The organism is Pseudonocardia sp. NPDC049635 (genome assembly GCF_040659795.1).
Classification (GTDB): domain Bacteria; phylum Actinomycetota; class Actinomycetes; order Mycobacteriales; family Pseudonocardiaceae; genus Pseudonocardia.
In genome coordinates this window covers 156,002-172,412 of record NZ_JBFAON010000004.1, presented here as the reverse complement: position 1 = coordinate 172,412, position 16,411 = coordinate 156,002, and the positions used below count along the sequence as shown (strand labels likewise).

14 protein-coding genes are annotated in these 16,411 nt (G+C 71.5%); 5 read left to right on the top strand and 9 right to left on the bottom strand.

Annotated features, from left to right (window positions below):
- Nucleotides 1–250: 250 nt before the first annotated feature.
- The 8 genes from AB0J24_RS07450 to AB0J24_RS07415 form a co-directional block, all read right to left on the bottom strand.
- On the bottom strand, nucleotides 251–394 hold the full coding sequence (locus AB0J24_RS07450) for a hypothetical protein (RefSeq protein WP_358677389.1): 144 nt from the start codon (nucleotides 392–394) through the stop codon (nucleotides 251–253).
- Entirely contained in the window at nucleotides 391–1,815 is a 1,425-nt protein-coding gene (locus AB0J24_RS07445) for an OFA family MFS transporter (protein ID WP_358676907.1), read from the bottom strand. The genes AB0J24_RS07450 and AB0J24_RS07445 overlap by 4 nt, the downstream gene beginning before the upstream one ends.
- A gap of 153 nt (nucleotides 1,816–1,968) precedes the next feature.
- Nucleotides 1,969–3,261, bottom strand: a complete 1,293-nt coding sequence (gene clpX, locus AB0J24_RS07440; protein WP_358676905.1) for an ATP-dependent Clp protease ATP-binding subunit ClpX — start codon at nucleotides 3,259–3,261, stop codon at nucleotides 1,969–1,971.
- 245 nt (nucleotides 3,262–3,506) lie between these two features.
- Complete coding sequence (locus AB0J24_RS07435; RefSeq protein ID WP_358677374.1) at nucleotides 3,507–4,166, bottom strand: ATP-dependent Clp protease proteolytic subunit; 660 nt, start codon at nucleotides 4,164–4,166, stop codon at nucleotides 3,507–3,509.
- A 32-nt stretch (nucleotides 4,167–4,198) separates the two neighbouring features.
- Complete coding sequence (locus tag AB0J24_RS07430) at nucleotides 4,199–4,801, bottom strand: ATP-dependent Clp protease proteolytic subunit (protein ID WP_358677371.1); 603 nt, start codon at nucleotides 4,799–4,801, stop codon at nucleotides 4,199–4,201.
- Nucleotides 4,802–5,122: 321 nt separating this feature from the next.
- Entirely contained in the window at nucleotides 5,123–6,640 is a 1,518-nt protein-coding gene (gene tig / locus AB0J24_RS07425) for a trigger factor (RefSeq protein ID WP_358676903.1), read from the bottom strand.
- A 207-nt stretch (nucleotides 6,641–6,847) separates the two neighbouring features.
- The gene (locus AB0J24_RS07420; RefSeq protein WP_358676900.1) at nucleotides 6,848–7,141 is read right to left on the bottom strand and encodes a hypothetical protein; all 294 of its coding nucleotides are present in this window, start codon (nucleotides 7,139–7,141) and stop codon (nucleotides 6,848–6,850) included.
- Nucleotides 7,142–7,261: 120 nt separating this feature from the next.
- Nucleotides 7,262–7,438 carry a CsbD family protein gene (locus AB0J24_RS07415; RefSeq protein ID WP_358676897.1) on the bottom strand — a complete coding sequence of 59 codons (177 nt, stop codon included), beginning with the start codon at nucleotides 7,436–7,438 and terminating at the stop codon, nucleotides 7,262–7,264.
- Nucleotides 7,439–7,562: 124 nt separating this feature from the next.
- On the opposite strand from AB0J24_RS07415, the gene AB0J24_RS07410 reads away from it, so the two are divergent.
- Genes AB0J24_RS07410 through AB0J24_RS07400 form a run of 3 tightly spaced genes read left to right on the top strand, consistent with a single transcriptional unit; the run spans nucleotide 7,563 to nucleotide 9,084 of the window.
- The gene (locus AB0J24_RS07410) at nucleotides 7,563–8,180 is read left to right on the top strand and encodes a sigma-70 family RNA polymerase sigma factor (protein WP_358676894.1); all 618 of its coding nucleotides are present in this window, start codon (nucleotides 7,563–7,565) and stop codon (nucleotides 8,178–8,180) included.
- Complete coding sequence (locus AB0J24_RS07405) at nucleotides 8,171–8,731, top strand: Asp23/Gls24 family envelope stress response protein (protein WP_358676891.1); 561 nt, start codon at nucleotides 8,171–8,173, stop codon at nucleotides 8,729–8,731. Before AB0J24_RS07410 ends, AB0J24_RS07405 begins: the two co-directional genes overlap by 10 nt.
- Nucleotides 8,728–9,084, top strand: a complete 357-nt coding sequence (locus AB0J24_RS07400) for an Asp23/Gls24 family envelope stress response protein (protein ID WP_358676888.1) — start codon at nucleotides 8,728–8,730, stop codon at nucleotides 9,082–9,084. The genes AB0J24_RS07405 and AB0J24_RS07400 overlap by 4 nt, the downstream gene beginning before the upstream one ends.
- On the opposite strand, the gene AB0J24_RS07395 is transcribed toward AB0J24_RS07400, so the two are convergent.
- Nucleotides 9,081–9,866: a (2Fe-2S)-binding protein gene (locus AB0J24_RS07395; RefSeq protein WP_358676885.1), complete on the bottom strand. Its 786-nt coding sequence runs from the start codon at nucleotides 9,864–9,866 to the stop codon at nucleotides 9,081–9,083. The two genes, AB0J24_RS07400 and AB0J24_RS07395, sit on opposite strands and share 4 nt — an antisense overlap.
- Before the next feature lie 519 nt (nucleotides 9,867–10,385).
- On the opposite strand from AB0J24_RS07395, the gene gltB reads away from it, so the two are divergent.
- On the top strand, nucleotides 10,386–14,960 hold the full coding sequence (gene gltB / locus AB0J24_RS07390) for a glutamate synthase large subunit (protein WP_358676882.1): 4,575 nt from the start codon (nucleotides 10,386–10,388) through the stop codon (nucleotides 14,958–14,960).
- Entirely contained in the window at nucleotides 14,953–16,404 is a 1,452-nt protein-coding gene (locus AB0J24_RS07385; RefSeq protein WP_358676879.1) for a glutamate synthase subunit beta, read from the top strand. Before gltB ends, AB0J24_RS07385 begins: the two co-directional genes overlap by 8 nt.
- Nucleotides 16,405–16,411 lie beyond the last annotated feature (7 nt).

The following is a 16,411-nucleotide window of genomic DNA, read 5'->3' as shown; positions in this document are numbered from 1 at the left end:
ACGCTGCTCGGCGGGGCCGTGCACAGCAGCTCCGGGGGCCTCGACCGGGCAGGCAGCCACATCAGGTCGTGGCCGTCGCCTGCGACCGGGCCGGTCGAGCCCCGGCCGGGCGGCCGCCGTTCACACGCCGTCCCGCGATGCGCCGGCGGACCGGTCCAGTGGCGGCAGCCGTTGCTCCCCGGGCAGGACGTTGTCGTGCCCGGGGGCGGGCAGTGCCGGGGAGCCGGTCCCGGTGCACGGCTCGGCCCCCTCAGCCGAACAGCGCCGGGATCTTCAGCACCAGCTCGTAGAGGCCGTAGGCGAACGGCACCCCGACCCAGACCCACGCCAGCACGGCGCCGATCCACTGCAACGGCCCCCACGTGGTGGCCCCGGTGACCTCCGGAGTGCTCACGACTGCGCTCCCCTCGATTCAGCGGCCTCGACGGCCTCGACGCTCTCGGTGGCTTCACGGTCGGCGGGCACGTCCTGCTCCGGCTCGTGGTGCTTCGGGTCCACCGGCCTGATCAGCTCATTGCAGACGAAGGCGATCACGAGCAGCGCGATCATGATCGCGAAGGCCGTGGTGTAGCGGCCCGGGCCCTCGACGCCGGCCTCGATCCGGGCGTCGGCGATCGCGTTGACGATCAGCGGCCCCAGCACGCCCGCGGTGGACCAGGCCGTCAGCAGCCGGCCGTGGATCGCCCCCACCTGGTAGGTGCCGAACAGGTCACGCAGGTACGCCGGGACGGTGGCGAACCCGGCGCCGTAGAACGAGAGGATCAGCACCGACGCGATCAGGAACAACGCCCTGCTCTGGTTCGGCACGAGCGTGATCAGCAGGTACAGCAGCGCGCCGACGCCCAGGTAGATGCGGTACATGTTCTTGCGGCCGAGCACGTCGGACAGCGACGACCAGGCGATCCGGCCCAACGAGTTCGCCAGCGACAGGATCGACACGAACCCGACCGCCGCGGCCGCCAGTGTCTCCGCCGTTCCGGACTCGGCGAAGAAGTCCTGGAAGATCGGGTTGGCCCGCTCCAGGATGCCGATACCGGCCGTCACGTTGAAGCAGAGGACCACCCAGAGCAGCCAGAACTGCGGTGTCCGCAGCGCGTTGCGCGCCGACACCTGACCGGTCGAGATCATCCCCGACTTCTTCGCCCGGTCCGGCGTCCATCCCGGCGGAGCCCAGCCCTGCGCCGGCACCCGGATGAGCAGCCACCCCAGCGACATGAACACCAGATAGATGGCGCCCATCGCCAGGAACGTGTTCCCGATCCCGGGCACCGACGGCGAGTCACCGGTCGCGCCGAACGCCGAGAGCAACGACGCGGTCAGCGGCGATGCGATGAGCGCGCCACCGCCGAAACCCATGATGGCCAGGCCGGTGGCGAGGCCCGGCCGGTCCGGGAACCACTTGATGAGGGTGGACACCGGCGAGATGTAGCCGACCCCGAGCCCGATCCCGCCGACGAAGCCGTAACCCAGCACGACCAGCCAGAACCATCCCAGGTGCAGACCGATCCCCGAGATCAGGAACCCGGAGACGAAACAGGCCGTCGCGACGACCATCGCCCAGCGCGGGCCGTTGGCGTCGACCTTGGTGCCGAACAACGCGGACGACAGTCCCAGCATGATGATCGCCAGCGTGAACGGCAGCGCGCTCGCGACACCCGAGATGTCCAGCCCGCTCTCCAGCGGAGCCTTGAACGCACTCCATGCGTACGCCTGGCCGATCGCCAGATGGATCGACAGCGCGGCCGGCGGGACGAGCCAGCGGCTCCACCCCGGCGGCGCGACGATGCGCTCCCTCGTCAGAAACCCGGCCGTCATCGGCCCTCCTCAAGCTCGCTGATAGCGCAACGCTAAGTAACCGTTCGGAGTACGGCAACCGGAGTAGCCACCGGCCGGCCACCACGGTGCACACACGACGACGCCGGCCCCACCACAGGGGTGGGACCGGCGTCGTCGGGGCCGGGGGTGTGCTCAGGCGGAGCGGTCGCGGCGCTCCCGGCGCGGGGGCTGCGTCCGCGGGACGATGGTGGGATTGACGTTCTCCTTGACCGTCTCCGCGGTGACCACCACCTTGGCGACGTCGTCGCGGCTGGGGATGTCGTACATCACCGGGAGGAGGACCTCCTCCATGATGGCGCGCAGGCCACGAGCGCCGGTACCGCGCAGGATCGCCTGGTCGGCGACGGCGTCGAGGGCCTCCTCGGCGAAGTCCAGCTCCACGCCGTCCATCTCGAAGAGCTTCCGGTACTGCTTCACCAGCGCGTTGCGCGGCTCGGTCAGGATCTTGACCAGCGCGTCCTTGTCCAGCGAGGTCACCGACGCCACGATCGGCAGCCGGCCGATGAACTCCGGGATCAGCCCGAACTTGATCAGATCCTCGGGCAGGGTCTCGGCGAAGCTCTCCGCCGGGTCCATGTCCTTCTTCGAGCGGATGTCGGCGCCGAAGCCGATGCCCGACTTCCCGACCCGCTCGCCGATGATCCGCTCCAGCCCGGCGAACGCGCCCGCCACGATGAACAGCACGTTCGTCGTGTCGATCTGGATGAACTCCTGGTGCGGGTGCTTGCGGCCGCCCTGCGGCGGGACGCTGGCGGTGGTCCCCTCCAGGATCTTCAGCAGAGCCTGCTGAACGCCCTCGCCGGAGACGTCCCTGGTGATCGACGGGTTCTCCGACTTGCGGGCGATCTTGTCGACCTCGTCGATGTAGATGATCCCGGTCTCGGCGCGCTTCACGTCGTAGTCCGCGGCCTGGATGAGCTTCAGCAGGATGTTCTCGACGTCCTCACCGACATAGCCGGCCTCGGTCAGCGCCGTCGCGTCGGCGATGGCGAACGGGACGTTCAGGAGCTTGGCCAGGGTCTGTGCCAGGTAGGTCTTGCCGCAGCCCGTGGGACCGAGCATCAGGATGTTCGACTTGGCGATCTCGATGTGGTCGCTGCCGTCACCGCCGGCGGCGCGGTTCCGCTCACCGGCCTGGATCCGCTTGTAGTGGTTGTAGACCGCCACCGACAGCGTGCGCTTGGTGACGGACTGGCCGACGACGTACTGGTCCAGGAACTCGTGGATCTCGGCGGGCTTGGGGAGCTCGTCGAGCTTCACCTCACCGGCCTCGGCCAGCTCTTCCTCGATGATCTCGTTGCAGAGATCGATGCACTCGTCGCAGATGTAGACGCCGGGGCCGGCGATGAGCTTCTTGACCTGCTTCTGGCTCTTCCCGCAGAACGAGCACTTCAGCAGGTCCCCGCCGTCGCCGATGCGTGCCATAGGTGTCGATCCCCAGTCCTGGTCCGGCGTTCTCGCTGCTACCCGTCCGCCGAGCCCGAGCCCGGCCGACGCGGCGTGGCTCCGACTTCTCCGCGGCTGCCCGCAGGCCCCGAAGCCACGTCGAGGCCTCCGGAGGAGACGGTACCTGCCCGGACCCGCCGCCGGGGACTCCCGAGGAATCCGATTCGGCGGCGGGTCGGCGGGCGGTCACCGGCACCCGAGGGGTACCGATGACCGGATGTCGCTTACCTGCCGCTGGTCGCGGACAGCTTCCTGCTCTGCACGATCTCGTCGACCAGGCCGTACTCCTTGGCCTCCTCGGCCGTGAGGATCTTGTCCCGGTCGATGTCGTCGCGCACCTGCTCGGCGGTCCGGTTGGAGTGCCGGGCGATGACCTCCTCCATCCGCTTGCGGATGCGGGAGATCTCGGCCGCCTGGATCTCCAGGTCCGACACCTGGCCGTAGACGCCCTGGGTGGCCGGCTGGTGGATCAGGATGCGGGCGTTCTCCACCGCCATCCGGCGGCCGGGGGTGCCCGCGCAGAGCAGTACGGCCGCGGCCGAGGCGGCCTGCCCGAGGCAGACCGTCTGGATGTCGGGGCGGATGAACTGCATCGTGTCGTAGATCGCCATCAGCGACGTGAAGGACCCGCCCGGCGAGTTGATGTACAGCGAGATCTCGCGGTCCGGGTCCAGCGACTCGAGCACCAGCAGCTGGGCCATGGTGTCGTTCGCCGAGGTGTCGTTGATCTGCTCACCGAGGAAGATGATGCGCTCCTCGAAGAGCTTGTTGTACGGGTTCGACTCCTTGACCCCGTAGCTGGTGCGCTCCACGTAGGACGGGAGCACGTACCGGGCCCGGGCCGGGTCCGGCGCGTAGCCGCCGGGGCCGCGCAGGTCGGCCATCGACTCGGGGTGGCGCGGGTCGAAGGTGCTCATCAGGCGCTCCCGTTCTGCGAGCCCGCGCCCGGCGCCCGGCCGGCGTGGGTCACGACGTGATCGACGAAGCCGTACTCGAGGGCTTCCTGCGCCGAGAACCAGCGGTCCCGGTCGGAGTCGCGCTCGATGGTCTCGACGGTCTGACCGGTGTGCTCGGCGATCAGCTCCGCCATCTCCCGCTTGGTGCGGCGGAACTGCTCGGCCTGGATGGTGATGTCGGCTTCGGTGCCGCCGACGCCCGCCGAGGGCTGGTGCATCATGATCCGCGCGTGCGGCAGCGCGAAGCGCTTGCCGCGGGTGCCCGCGGAGAGCAGGAACTGCCCCATCGACGCGGCCATGCCCATCACCGTGGTCGACACGTCGCACGGGACCAGGTTCATCGTGTCGTAGACGGCCATGCCGTCGGTGACCGAACCGCCCGGCGAGTTGATGTACAGCTCGATGTCCTTCTCGGGGTCCTCGGCCGCGAGCAGCAGCATCTGCGCCGCGATCCGGTTCGAGATCTCCGCGTCGACCTGCTGGCCGAGCACGATGATCCGCTGCTGCAGCAGCCGCTCGTAGACCGAGTCGGACAGCGACATCGCGCTGAGAGCGGACCGCATCTGCGGCCCGGTACCGCGGCCCTGGAGCGGGCCGGTGTCCTGCTGGCTCACTTCACCCTGCTTTCCGAAGTCTCGCCCGGCCGGCGCGAGGCGCCCGCCGGATCGGAGAAAGTCTTCCTCTGGATCGCTCTCGTTCTCCGGTGTCCGGGTCTTGCGAACCCGCTCCGGCCCTCGTGGTGACCGGTTCGGATCCGACCCTACGCGGACCCCGGGGCCCACGCGGGGAGCGACGCCCGATGTTCGCCGAGAGCGCACCGGCCGCCCGGACGGGGTGCCGGCCGGACCCGCCGGTCGGCACCCCGGCACGGCCGGAGGGCCACGTCAGGCCTTCGCGTCGGCCTTGTCCGCCGCCGCGCCGTCGGTGTCGACGACCGGGGCGTCACCCGCCGGGGCGTCGGTGTCGGCGACCGGGGCGTCACCCGCCGGTCCGGTGGAGTCCCCGGCGGTCTCCTCGCCGGCTTCCACGACCTCGCCCGGGACCTCCTCGACGGTCTCCTCGTCGTCCGGCCCGAGCAGGTCGGACAGGTCGACGGCGGTGCCGTCGGGCAGGGTCACCGAGGCCGACCGCACCGCGGTGATCAGCGCCTTCGAGCGGCGGACGTCCTGGTAGATCACGCCGAGCTGGCCGGCCTGTTGGATCTGCTGGACGAACTGCTCGGGCGGCATCCCGTACTGCTGGGCCTGGTAGACGATCCGCTCGGTGAGCTCCTGGTCGCCGACCGAGATCTGCTCGGAGTCCGCCAGCGCGTCGAGCACCAGGCGGTACCGGACGGCCTTCTCGGCCTCCTCGCGGTTCTCGGCGTCGAACTGCTCCCGGGTCTTGTCCTGCGAGGACAGGAACTCGGCGAAGCGGTCCTCGTCGTGGTCGAAGGCGTGCACCGCGTCGTGCGCGCGGGTGTCCACCTCGGCCTGGACGACGCTCTCCGGCAGCGGAACCGGCTCCCCACCGACCCGGGCACCCTCGACCAGCTTGTCGAGCAGCCGGTCGCGGGCCTGCGCGGCCTGCTCCATCCGCTTCGACCGGCCGAGCCGCTCGCGCAGGTCCTCGGTCAGCTCGTCGAGCGTGTCGAACTCCGACGCGAGCTGGGCGAACTCGTCGTCGGCGTCGGGCAGGTGCCGCTCCTTGACCGCGGTGACCTTGACGGTGATCTCGGCCTCGCGGTCGGCGTACTCGCCGGCGACCAGCGTGGAGGTGAAGGTCTTCTCCTCACCGGCCGACATGCCCCGCAACGCCTCGTCGATGCCGTCGATCAGGCCACCCTGCCCGACCTCGTAGGAGAAGCCGGTGGTGGTGGCCTCCTCGATCTCCTTGCCGTCGACGGACGCGGAGAGGTCGATCTGGACGTAGTCGCCGTCCTGCGCGGGCCGCTCGACCCCGGCCAGGGTGCCGAAGCGCGCGCGCAGCTGGTCGAGCTGGGCGGTCACCTCGTCCTCGGCGACCTCGGTCTCGTCGACCTCGACGGTCAGTCCGTCCAGGTCGGGCAGCTCGATCTCCGGGCGGACGTCGACCTCGGCGGTGAACGCCAGGCGCTCGCCGTCGGCGATCTCGGTGACCTCGATCTCCGGGCGGCCGATCGGGGTGACCTCCTCGGAGGACACCACGGCCTCCTGGTACTTCGCCGGGATCGCGTTGTTCACGACCTCGTCGAGGACCGGGCCACGACCGATCCGGGCCTCCAGGATGCGGGCCGGCGCCTTGCCCGGGCGGAAGCCGGGGATGCGGACCTGCTCGGCGATCTTCTTGTACGCGCGGTCGAAATCGGGCTTGAGCTCGTCGAACGGCACCTCGACGTTGATCCGGACGCGCGTCGGGCTGAGGTGCTCGACGGTGCTCTTCACGGTGGAACTCCTTGGGCGGTACGGCTGTGCGAACGGGCCGCGTGCAGCGGCCCCCGGTCTGTGCTGTGGCCCACCTGCCGGTACGGCGGACGACCTCGGGGGCCGTTCCTGGCCGGGTGCCGGCACGTCGGACGTGCTCGGATGGCGGCGGGGCGCCCGCGCGAGTCTAGGCGAGCCCGGTCACGGCGCGTCGGGGGAGGGCGTGCGTCACGTGGCGACGGCCCCGACGTCGGCCACCGTGACCTCCACCTCGAGGGTGTCGTCACCGAGGACGGCGCGGACCCGGGCGGCGACCTCGTCGGCGATCTCACCGAACGGCCTGCCGAGTGCGACGACCACCGCGATCTCCACCGGGTCGCCCAGCCGCACGCCGTAGACCCGCGATCCCGGCAGGTAGGAGGCGATCGTCCCGAACGGCCCCCCGTCGAGCCGCAGCACGGCAGGGTGCTCCAGGACGGCCGCTGCCACGTCCTCGGGCTCCGGGCCCGTCCGCTCGGTCATCCGGGCACCCTAGCGAGCACCTCGCCGGGCCCGGCAGCGCCACCTCCGCACACGCCACGCCCTCCGCAGACGACACCGCCCCCGGAGGCCTCCGGGGGCGGTGGTCGAACGGCCGGCGGATCAGTCCTTCGTGAAGGCATCCTTGATCTTCTCGCCGGCCTGCTTCAGGTTGCCGCTGGCCTGGTCGGTCTTGCCCTCGGCCTTCAGGTCCTTGTCGTCGGTGGCCTCGCCGGCGGCCTCCTTGGCCTTCCCGCTCAGCTCCTCGGTCTTGTTGCTGATCTTGTCGCCGAGTCCCATGATCGATTCCCCCTCGCTGAGTGCGTGTCCGACGGGCGCGCGGGCGGCGCCCTCGCTACCGTCGCTGTCCCGGCCGGGTACCCGACCGCCCCGCCGCCCACACATCGAGGAGCGACGCGCCGACGTGCAGGCCACCGACCCGGCATACCGGGCGCACCCGGGGCCCGGGCCGGGCCGGCTCGCCCCGGCCCGTGCCGAGCTCGACGAGCAGACCCTCGTGGCCAGGGCCCAGGACGGCGACGTCCATTCGTTCGCCGAACTCGCCCGCCGCCACCAGGACGCACTGTTCCGGGTGGCGGTACGGGTGCTCGGACAGCGCGCGGACGCCGAGGACGCCCTGCAGGACGCCCTGATCGACGCCTGGCGCAAGATCGGGACCTTCCGGGGCGACGCGGCGTTCTCCACCTGGATGTACCGGATCGTGACCAACCGCTGCACCGCGGTGATGCGGCGGAACCGCCCGACGGTCCCGCTCCCCGACGACGACGCACCCGGTGCGACCCTCGTCGCGGGTTCCGGTTCGCCGGAACGGGCCGCCGAGGTGGACGCGGAGCTGGCCGCGCTGTCCCGGGCGCTCGCCGACCTGCCGGGCGACCAGCGCACCTGCTGGGTGCTGCGCGAACTGGAGGGCCTGGGCTACGCGGAGATCTCGCACATCACCGGGGCCTCGGAGACGGCGGTGCGGGGCCGGCTGCACCGGGCACGGACGGCCCTGGCGGAGAGGATGCGGGCATGGCGGTAGAGCAGGTGGAGCCACTGGCCTGCGGCCGGGATGCCGCCGACGTCTGGGAGCACGCCGAGGCGGGCACGCTGGACGAGCACGAGCTGAGCTGCCCGCACTGCCGGTCGGCGCAGGCCGACCACGACCGGCTCGGCGGGCTGGTGACCCGGATGGCGGCGGAGCAGCTGCGGCCCCCGCCGTCGGTGCTGGAGCAGGTGATCGGCGCGGTCGTCGCCGACCTGCGCCCGCACGAGCTGCTGGTCCTCGGTCCGGACGCCTGGCTGGGCAGGCCGACCGCGGAGGCCGCGCTGCGCCATGTCGTCGACTCGATGGGCGGGTTGCGCGCGCGGCACTGCCGGATCGAGCAGCGCAGGCACTCCGAGGACGGCCCGGCACCGGTCTGGGTCCGGATGACGGTGACGGCCCGGTTCGGGGTCGACCTGGCCTCGGTCACCGCCCGTGTCCGGCAGATGGTCGTCTCGGCCGGGGAGCGGACGATCGGCATCCCGATCGCCGGGGTCGACATCCATGTGGAGGACCTGTGGGACGACGCGTTGGGAGCCGGGCGATGACGACCAGGCTGCGGGTCTCCGACCTCGCACTCGCGCGGGTCGCCGCGCACCGGGCCCGTGCGGTGCCCGGGGTGGTGATGCTGGTCGGCGACGTGGCCCAGACGCTGCTCGGGCTGGCTGCCGACTGGCTCCCTCGCGAGCCGGTGCCGGCGGAGCTGCGCACCCGTGGCGTCGTGGCGACGGTGCACGGCACGCGGGCCGAGGTCCGGGTGACGGTGGCGGTCCGGTTCGGGGCCGAGTGCGCCTCCCTGGCCGCCCGGGTCCGTGCCGAGGTGGCCGAGGAGATCACTGCGACGACCGGGCTGGTCCCGCGGGTGCGCGTCACGATCGCCGAGATCGCCCTCCCCGACTAGCGGAGCACGCAGTCCCCGCAGGCCCCGCCACCGGGGACGTGCACGTAGAGACAGCAGGAGCGGCGACGGAAGGCCCACCCGCCGGGCAGGCCCGTCCCGGCCGCGGGATCGCGCCGCACCACCCCGGTGGCACCGGGGGGCAGCGGCCCCCGCAGCGCCGGGTGGTCGACGAGCGCCTCCAGCAGGGCGAGGAACGCGGACCTTCCGTCCGGCCGGGCCTGGTCCGTCAACCGGGCCGCCCCCGCGACGGCGGACACGACGTTGCCCCGCAGCACCCGCCCGGACACCGCCACCCGGGCGGTCACGGCCTCGTAGAGCGGCTCCAGGTGCGCCCCGGCGAGCTCCCGGGCCAGCAGGTCGGCGGCACCGGCGGGATCACGGCGCGGATCCGGCGTCCGGACCGCGGCGAGCTCCGGCAGCACGGGGGCCCAGGGGTCCGGGCCGTCGGGATCCCGGCGCAGGCCGGCGAGCCGGGGCAGGGTCGCGTGCAGCGCGACGGCGGCGAACGGCGCCGACACCAGCCGGGCCGCCAGTCCCTGCACCGCGATCGAGGCGGCAACCCGCCGCCCGGTGCCCAGCGCCGTCGCCACCTCCTCGATCCGGGCCGTCAGCGGATCGGCGCCGGAACCGGGCGGGGCGTAGAGCTCGTCCCAGCCTCGCCGGCCCGGGGCCGCCGGGGCCGCGAGGGCGAACCACGGACCGATCCGCGCGACGTCGGCGAGGACGTCGGCGGTCGCGTCCGGCGGGACGGGCCGGGCCTCTGTCGGGTGGGACGGCTGCATCGGCACCAGTGTCGCCGGAGTCCTCCGCCACCGCGACCGGCTCGCGGCGGCCCTGTAACGACTCGGCCACCCTCGGCGATATCACCGGGCGAGAGGCAGCTCCCGGCCGATGGTCACGCCTCGCTCACCGTCCGGATACGGGACGGCAACATCTGCCTGCTCGAATGGCCAGCGATCCACATCACGGGCCCGACGCCCGATCATCAGTAGCGCACCCGGGTAGCGGCGTGCGACTCTGTGCACTCGCCAGACCGCACTCGCCGGGGTGTGCGGTCTAACCGTGCCGCAGGGAGTTGGCCGGGTACTGGAAGTCAGCGCCCGGCCGCTAGGCGTGCCCGAAGGAGGAACCTCCGAGGTCACGTGCCCGACCGCACGGCGCACCCGAACGGCCTGCATCGTACGCCCCCCTCCCGGGTGCCCGCTGTACTCTGGAAACCCTTTTCGGACCGCAGCGAGCTGCCGGTTCCCGGGTCGTCCGATGCGGGTGGCAGAGGTGCACCGAGACGACAGGAGGAGCAGTTGGCCGCGATCAGTGACCAGACGCGTCGCCCCTCGCCCGGTGGTCTGTATGCCGCCGATCACGAGCACGACGCCTGCGGTGTGGCCATGTTGGCCGACGTCACCGGCAAGCGCGACCACGCCATCGTGCAGAAGGCCATCGAGGCACTCCTGCGCCTGGAACACCGTGGAGCGCGCGGTTCCGAACACAACACCGGCGACGGCGCGGGGATCCTGATCCAGGTCCCCGACGCGTTCTACCGCGAGGTCACCGACTTCGACCTGCCTCCCGACGGGGCCTACGCCGTCGGTATCGCGATGCTCCCCCAGGACCCCGAGCGCGCCGAGGAGGCCGTGCGGGCGATCGACGCGCTGGCGGCGGAGGAGAACCTGACGGTCCTGGGCTGGCGCGAGCTGCCCACCGACCCCGAGGCCGCCGACCTGGGCCCGACCGCGCTCGCCGCGATGCCCACGTTCAAGCAGCTGTTCGTCGGTGGCGCGGAGCTGACCTCCGACGAGACCGCCGCGACGGCGCCCACCGGCATCGACCTGGAGCGGCGGGCCTTCTGCCTGCGCAAGCGGGTCGAGCACGGTCACGACACGTACTTCGCGTCGCTGTCGCCGCGCACCATCATCTACAAGGGCATGCTCACTGAGCCCCAGGTCGCGGCGTTCTACCCCGACCTGACCGACGAACGCGTCACCTCCGCGCTGGCGATCGTGCACTCGCGGTTCTCGACGAACACGTTCCCGGCCTGGCCGCTGGCGCACCCGTTCCGCTACGTCGCACACAACGGTGAGATCAACACACTGCGCGGGAACCGGAACTGGATGGCGGCCCGCGAGGCGCTGCTGGAGTCCGCGAACCTGCCCGGCGACCTGTCCCGGCTGACCCCGATCGTCACCCCGGACGCGTCGGACTCGGCCACCTTCGACGAGGTGCTCGAGCTGCTCCACCTGGGTGGGCGCAGCCTCCCGCACGCGGTGCTGATGATGATCCCGGAGGCCTGGGAGCACAACACCGAGATGTCGCCCGAGCGGCGGGCGTTCTACGAGTACCACTCCACCCTGATGGAGCCGTGGGACGGGCCTGCGCTGGTCGCCTTCACCGACGGCACCCGGATCGGCGCCGTCCTGGACCGCAACGGCCTGCGCCCGGCCCGCTACTGGGTCACCGAGGACGGGCTGGTCGTGCTGGCCTCCGAGGTCGGCGTGCTCGACGTCGAGCCGGACAAGGTGGTCCGCAAGGGCCGCCTCGAGCCGGGTCGCATGTTCCTCATCGACACCGAGCGGGGCAAGATCGTCGACGACGACGAGATCAAGGGCGAGCTGGCGGCCGAGCACCCGTACGCGGAGTGGCTGCACGCCGGCCTGATCCGGCTCGACGAGCTGCCCGCCCGCAAGCGCGAGGTCCCCTCGCACGAGGCGCTGACCCTGCGCCAGCAGGCCGCCGGCTACACCGAGGAGGAGCTGAATCTCCTGCTCCGCCCGATGGCCGTCACCGGCGCCGAGCCGATCGGTTCGATGGGCAACGACGCGCCGCTCGCGGTGATCTCCGAGCGGCCCCGCCAGCTCTACGACTACTTCACCCAGCTGTTCGCGCAGGTGACCAACCCGCCGCTGGACGCGATCCGCGAGGAGCTCGTCACCTCGCTGTTCAGCCAGCTGGGCCCCGAGCAGAACCTGCTCGCCGCCACCCCGGCGCACTGCCGGACGATCGTCGTGCCGTTCCCGGTGCTCACCAACGACGACCTGGCGAAGATCGTCCACATCAACGACGACAAGGAGTTCCCCGGGTTCGCCTCGCACGTCGTCTCCGGGATCTTCCAGGCCCGCGACGGCGGAAAGGGCATGCTGTCGCGGCTCGCGGAGATCAAGCAGGAGGTGTCGCGCGCGATCGAGGGCGGGGCCCGGCTGATCGTGCTGTCCCAGCGCGGCGTCGACGCCGGGCACGCTGCGATCCCGTCGCTGCTGCTCACCGGCGCGGTGCACCACCACCTGGTCCGGGAGCGGTCCCGGACCAGGGTCGGGCTGATCGTCGAGTCGGCCGACGCCCGCGAGGTGCACCACATCGCGCTGCTGCTCGGCTACGGCGCCTCCGCGGTGAACCCGTACCTGGCGATGGCCACCGTCGAGGACCTCGCCGAGCGCTGCGACGTCCCCGGCGTCGACGGGCGCACCGCAGCGAAGAACCTGGTCAAGGCACTCGGCAAGGGTGTCCGCAAGACCATGTCGAAGATGGGTGTCTCCACGGTCGCCTCCTACACCGGCGCGCAGATCTTCGAGGCCGTCGGGCTGGGGCAGGAGGTCATCGACTCCGCTTTCACCGGCACTACGTCCCGGCTCGGCGGTGTCGGCTTCGACGTCCTCGCCGAGGAGGTGCTGGCCCACCACCGCCGCGCCTACCCCGCCGACGACGTGCGCGCCTCGCACCGGGCTCTCGCCGTCGGCGGCGAGTACCAGTGGCGCCGCGAGGGCGAACTGCACCTGTTCAACCCGCAGACCGTCTTCAAGCTGCAGCACTCCACCCGCTCCGGGCGCTACGAGGTGTTCAAGGAGTACACCCGGGCCGTCGACGACCAGGCCAAGCGGCTGATGACGCTGCGCGGGCTGTTCCGCTTCAAGGAGGGCCTGCGGCCGCCGGTGCCGCTCTCCGAGGTGGAGCCGGTGGAGTCCATCCTGACCCGGTTCGCCACCGGGGCGATCTCCTACGGCTCCATCTCCCAGGAGATGCACGAGACGCTGGCGATCGCGATGAACCGGATCGGTGGGCGCTCGAACACCGGCGAGGGCGGCGAGGACCCGGACCGGTTCACCCCGGACCCCGGCGGCGACTCCCGGCGCAGCGCGGTCAAGCAGGTGGCGTCCGGCCGGTTCGGCGTCACCTCGGAGTACCTGGTCAACGCCGACGACATCCAGATCAAGATCGCTCAGGGCGCCAAGCCCGGTGAAGGCGGTCAGCTGCCCGGCGGCAAGGTCTACCCGTGGATCGCGACCACCCGCTACTCCACGCCGGGCGTCGGCCTCATCTCGCCGCCGCCGCACCACGACATCTACTCGATCGAGGACATCAAGCAGCTCATCCACGACCTGAAGAACGCCAACCCGCGGGCCCGCATCCACGTCAAGTTGGTCTCCCAGGTCGGGGTCGGGACCGTGGCGGCGGGCGTGTCCAAGGCGCACTCCGACGTCGTGCTGATCTCCGGGCACGACGGCGGTACCGGTGCGTCGCCGCTGTCGTCGATCAAGCATGCGGGCGGCCCCTGGGAGCTCGGCCTGGCCGAGACCCAGCAGACGCTGGTCGCGAACAACCTGCGCGACCGGATCGTCGTGCAGGCCGACGGCCAGCTCAAGACCGGTCGCGACGTGGTGATCGCCGCGCTGCTGGGCGCCGAGGAGTTCGGTTTCGCGACCGCTCCGCTGGTCGTCTCGGGCTGCGTCATGATGCGCGTGTGTCACCTCGACACCTGTCCGGTCGGCGTCGCGACCCAGAACCCGGAGCTGCGCAAGAAGTTCGACGGCAAGGCCGAGTACGTCGTCAACTTCATGCGCTTCGTGGCCGAGGAGGTGCGGGAGTACCTGGCACAGCTGGGCTTCCGCTCGATCGACGAGGCGATCGGCCGGGCCGACGTGCTCGACGTCGACGCCGCCGCGCAGCACTGGAAGACCCGCCATCTCGACCTGTCGCCGATCTTCCAGGTCGGCGAGTACGGCGACGACGTCCCGCGCAAGCGGACCCGCGAGCAGGACCACGGCCTGGACAAGGCGCTGGACAACACCCTGATCCAGCTCGCCGAGGGTGCCCTGCGCAACGGCGACCAGGTCCGGCTGGACCTGCCGGTGCGCAACGTGAACCGCACCGTCGGGACCATGCTCGGCTCCGAGCTGACCCGGATCCACGGCGGCAAGGGCCTGCCCGACGACACGATCGACATCACGTTCACCGGCTCGGCCGGGCAGAGCTTCGGTGCGTTCGTGCCGAAGGGGATCACGTTGCGGCTGGTCGGCGACACCAACGACTACTTCGGCAAGGGTCTCTCCGGCGGCCGGCTCACCCTGCGGCCGGACCCGTCGGCGCCGTTCACCGCCGAGGAGAACGTGATCGCCGGCAACGTGATCGGCTACGGCGCCACCTCGGGTGAGATGTACGTCCGGGGAGTCGTCGGCGAGCGGTTCTGCGTCCGCAACTCGGGGGCGGTGGCCGTCGTCGAGGGTGTCGGTGACCACGGCTGCGAGTACATGACCGGTGGTCAGGTGGTCGTGCTGGGACGGACCGGCCGGAACTTCGCCGCCGGCATGTCCGGTGGCGTCGCCTACGTGCTCGACATCGACCGCAACCGGGTCAACCCGGAGATGGTCGACCTGGACCCGCTGGGCGACGACGACCGCGCGATCCTGCGGGACCGCGTCGAACGCCACCACGCCGAGACCGGCTCCGAGGTCGCGCGGGCCCTGCTCGCCGACTGGGACACCGCGGTCGAGCGGTTCGGCAAGGTCATGCCCAAGGACTACAAGCGCGTGCTGCTCGCGACGGAGAACGCCGAGCGCGAGGGGCGCGACGTGAACGAAGCGATCATGGAGGCTGCTCATGGGTGACCCGAAGGGCTTCATGACCACCCCCCGCCGGACGCCCGCGCGGCGCCCGGTGGACCTGCGGCTGATGGACTGGCGCGAGGTCTACGAGGACTTCCCGCGCAAGACCCTGGAGTCGCAGGCGGGCCGCTGCATGAACTGCGGCATCCCGTTCTGTCACCAGGGCTGTCCGCTCGGCAACCTGATCCCCGAGTGGAACGACCTGGTCTACCGCAAGGACTGGCGGGAGGCGATCGAGCGGCTGCACGCCACGAACAACTTCCCGGAGTTCACCGGGACGCTGTGCCCCGCGCCCTGCGAGGCGGCCTGCGTGCTGGCGATCAACGACGACGCCGTCACCATCAAGCAGGTCGAGGTCGAGATCATCGACCGCGCCTGGGACGAGGGCTGGGTCAGCCCGCAGGCTCCCGTGACGAAGACCGGCAAGAAGGTCGCCGTGGTCGGCTCCGGGCCGGCCGGGCTGGCCGCGGCCCAGCAGCTCACCCGGGTCGGGCACGACGTCGTCGTGTTCGAGCGGGCCGACCGGATCGGCGGGCTGCTGCGCTACGGCATCCCCGAGTTCAAGATGGAGAAGTCCCGCCTCGACCGTCGTCTGGAGCAGATGGTCGCCGAGGGCACCCACTTCCGGGCCTCGGTCGACGTCGGGACCGACATCACCGTCGAGCAGTTGCGCGCCGACTACGACGCGGTCGTGCTCGCCGGCGGTGCGACGGCCTGGCGCGACCTCCCGGTCGAAGGCCGCGACATCGAGGGCGTCTACCAGGCCATGGAGTTCCTGCCGTGGGCCAACCACGTGCAGCAGGGCGACATCGACGCCCCGCCGATCTCGGCCGAGGGCAAGGACGTCGTGATCATCGGCGGAGGTGACACCGGCGCTGACTGCCTGGGCACCTCGCACCGCCAGGGCGCGCGTTCGGTGACCCAGCTGGAGATCATGCCGACCCCGCCGGAGCACCGCACCGAGAACATGCCGTGGCCGACCTACCCGACGGTCTACCGCGTCTCCTCGGCGCACGAGGAGGGTGGCGAGCGGCTGTTCTCGGTCAACACCACCGCCTTCGTGGCCGACGAGGACGGCAAGCTCGCCGGTATCCGGATCTGCGAGGTCAAGCGGGGCCCGGACGGGTTCGAGACCGTCGAGGGCACCGAACGGGAGCTGCCCGCCCAGCTGGTGCTGCTGGCCATGGGCTTCGTCGGCCCGGAGAAGGGCCGGCTGCTCAACGACCTGGAGGTCGAGCTCGACGAGCGCGGCAACGTCGCCCGCGACGACAGCTACATGTCGTCGGTGGACGGGGTGTTCGTGGCCGGTGACATCGGCCGCGGGCAGTCGCTGATCGTGTGGGCGATCGCCGAGGGTCGCGCAGCGGCCGCCGGGGTGGACGCCTACCTGACCGGGCGGACCGTGCTCCCCCGCCCGATCAACCCGACCGACCGTCAGATCGCCTGATCCGCCG

Excerpts from the sequence above, each read along its gene's own strand:
- AB0J24_RS07445 (WP_358676907.1), bottom strand. The coding sequence starts at position 1,815 with ATGACGGCCGGGTTTCTGACGAGGGAGCGCATCGTCGCGCCGCCGGGG.
- clpX (WP_358676905.1), bottom strand. The coding sequence starts at position 3,261 with ATGGCACGCATCGGCGACGGCGGGGACCTGCTGAAGTGCTCGTTCTGC.
- AB0J24_RS07435 (WP_358677374.1), bottom strand. The coding sequence starts at position 4,166 with ATGGCCGACCTGCGCGGCCCCGGCGGCTACGCGCCGGACCCGGCCCGG.
- AB0J24_RS07430 (WP_358677371.1), bottom strand. The coding sequence starts at position 4,801 with ATGCGGTCCGCTCTCAGCGCGATGTCGCTGTCCGACTCGGTCTACGAG.
- AB0J24_RS07420 (WP_358676900.1), bottom strand. The coding sequence starts at position 7,141 with ATGACCGAGCGGACGGGCCCGGAGCCCGAGGACGTGGCAGCGGCCGTC.
- AB0J24_RS07415 (WP_358676897.1), bottom strand. The coding sequence starts at position 7,438 with ATGGGACTCGGCGACAAGATCAGCAACAAGACCGAGGAGCTGAGCGGG.
- AB0J24_RS07405 (WP_358676891.1), top strand. The coding sequence starts at position 8,171 with ATGGCGGTAGAGCAGGTGGAGCCACTGGCCTGCGGCCGGGATGCCGCC.
- AB0J24_RS07400 (WP_358676888.1), top strand. The coding sequence starts at position 8,728 with ATGACGACCAGGCTGCGGGTCTCCGACCTCGCACTCGCGCGGGTCGCC.
- AB0J24_RS07395 (WP_358676885.1), bottom strand. The coding sequence starts at position 9,866 with ATGCAGCCGTCCCACCCGACAGAGGCCCGGCCCGTCCCGCCGGACGCG.
- AB0J24_RS07385 (WP_358676879.1), top strand. The coding sequence starts at position 14,953 with ATGGGTGACCCGAAGGGCTTCATGACCACCCCCCGCCGGACGCCCGCG.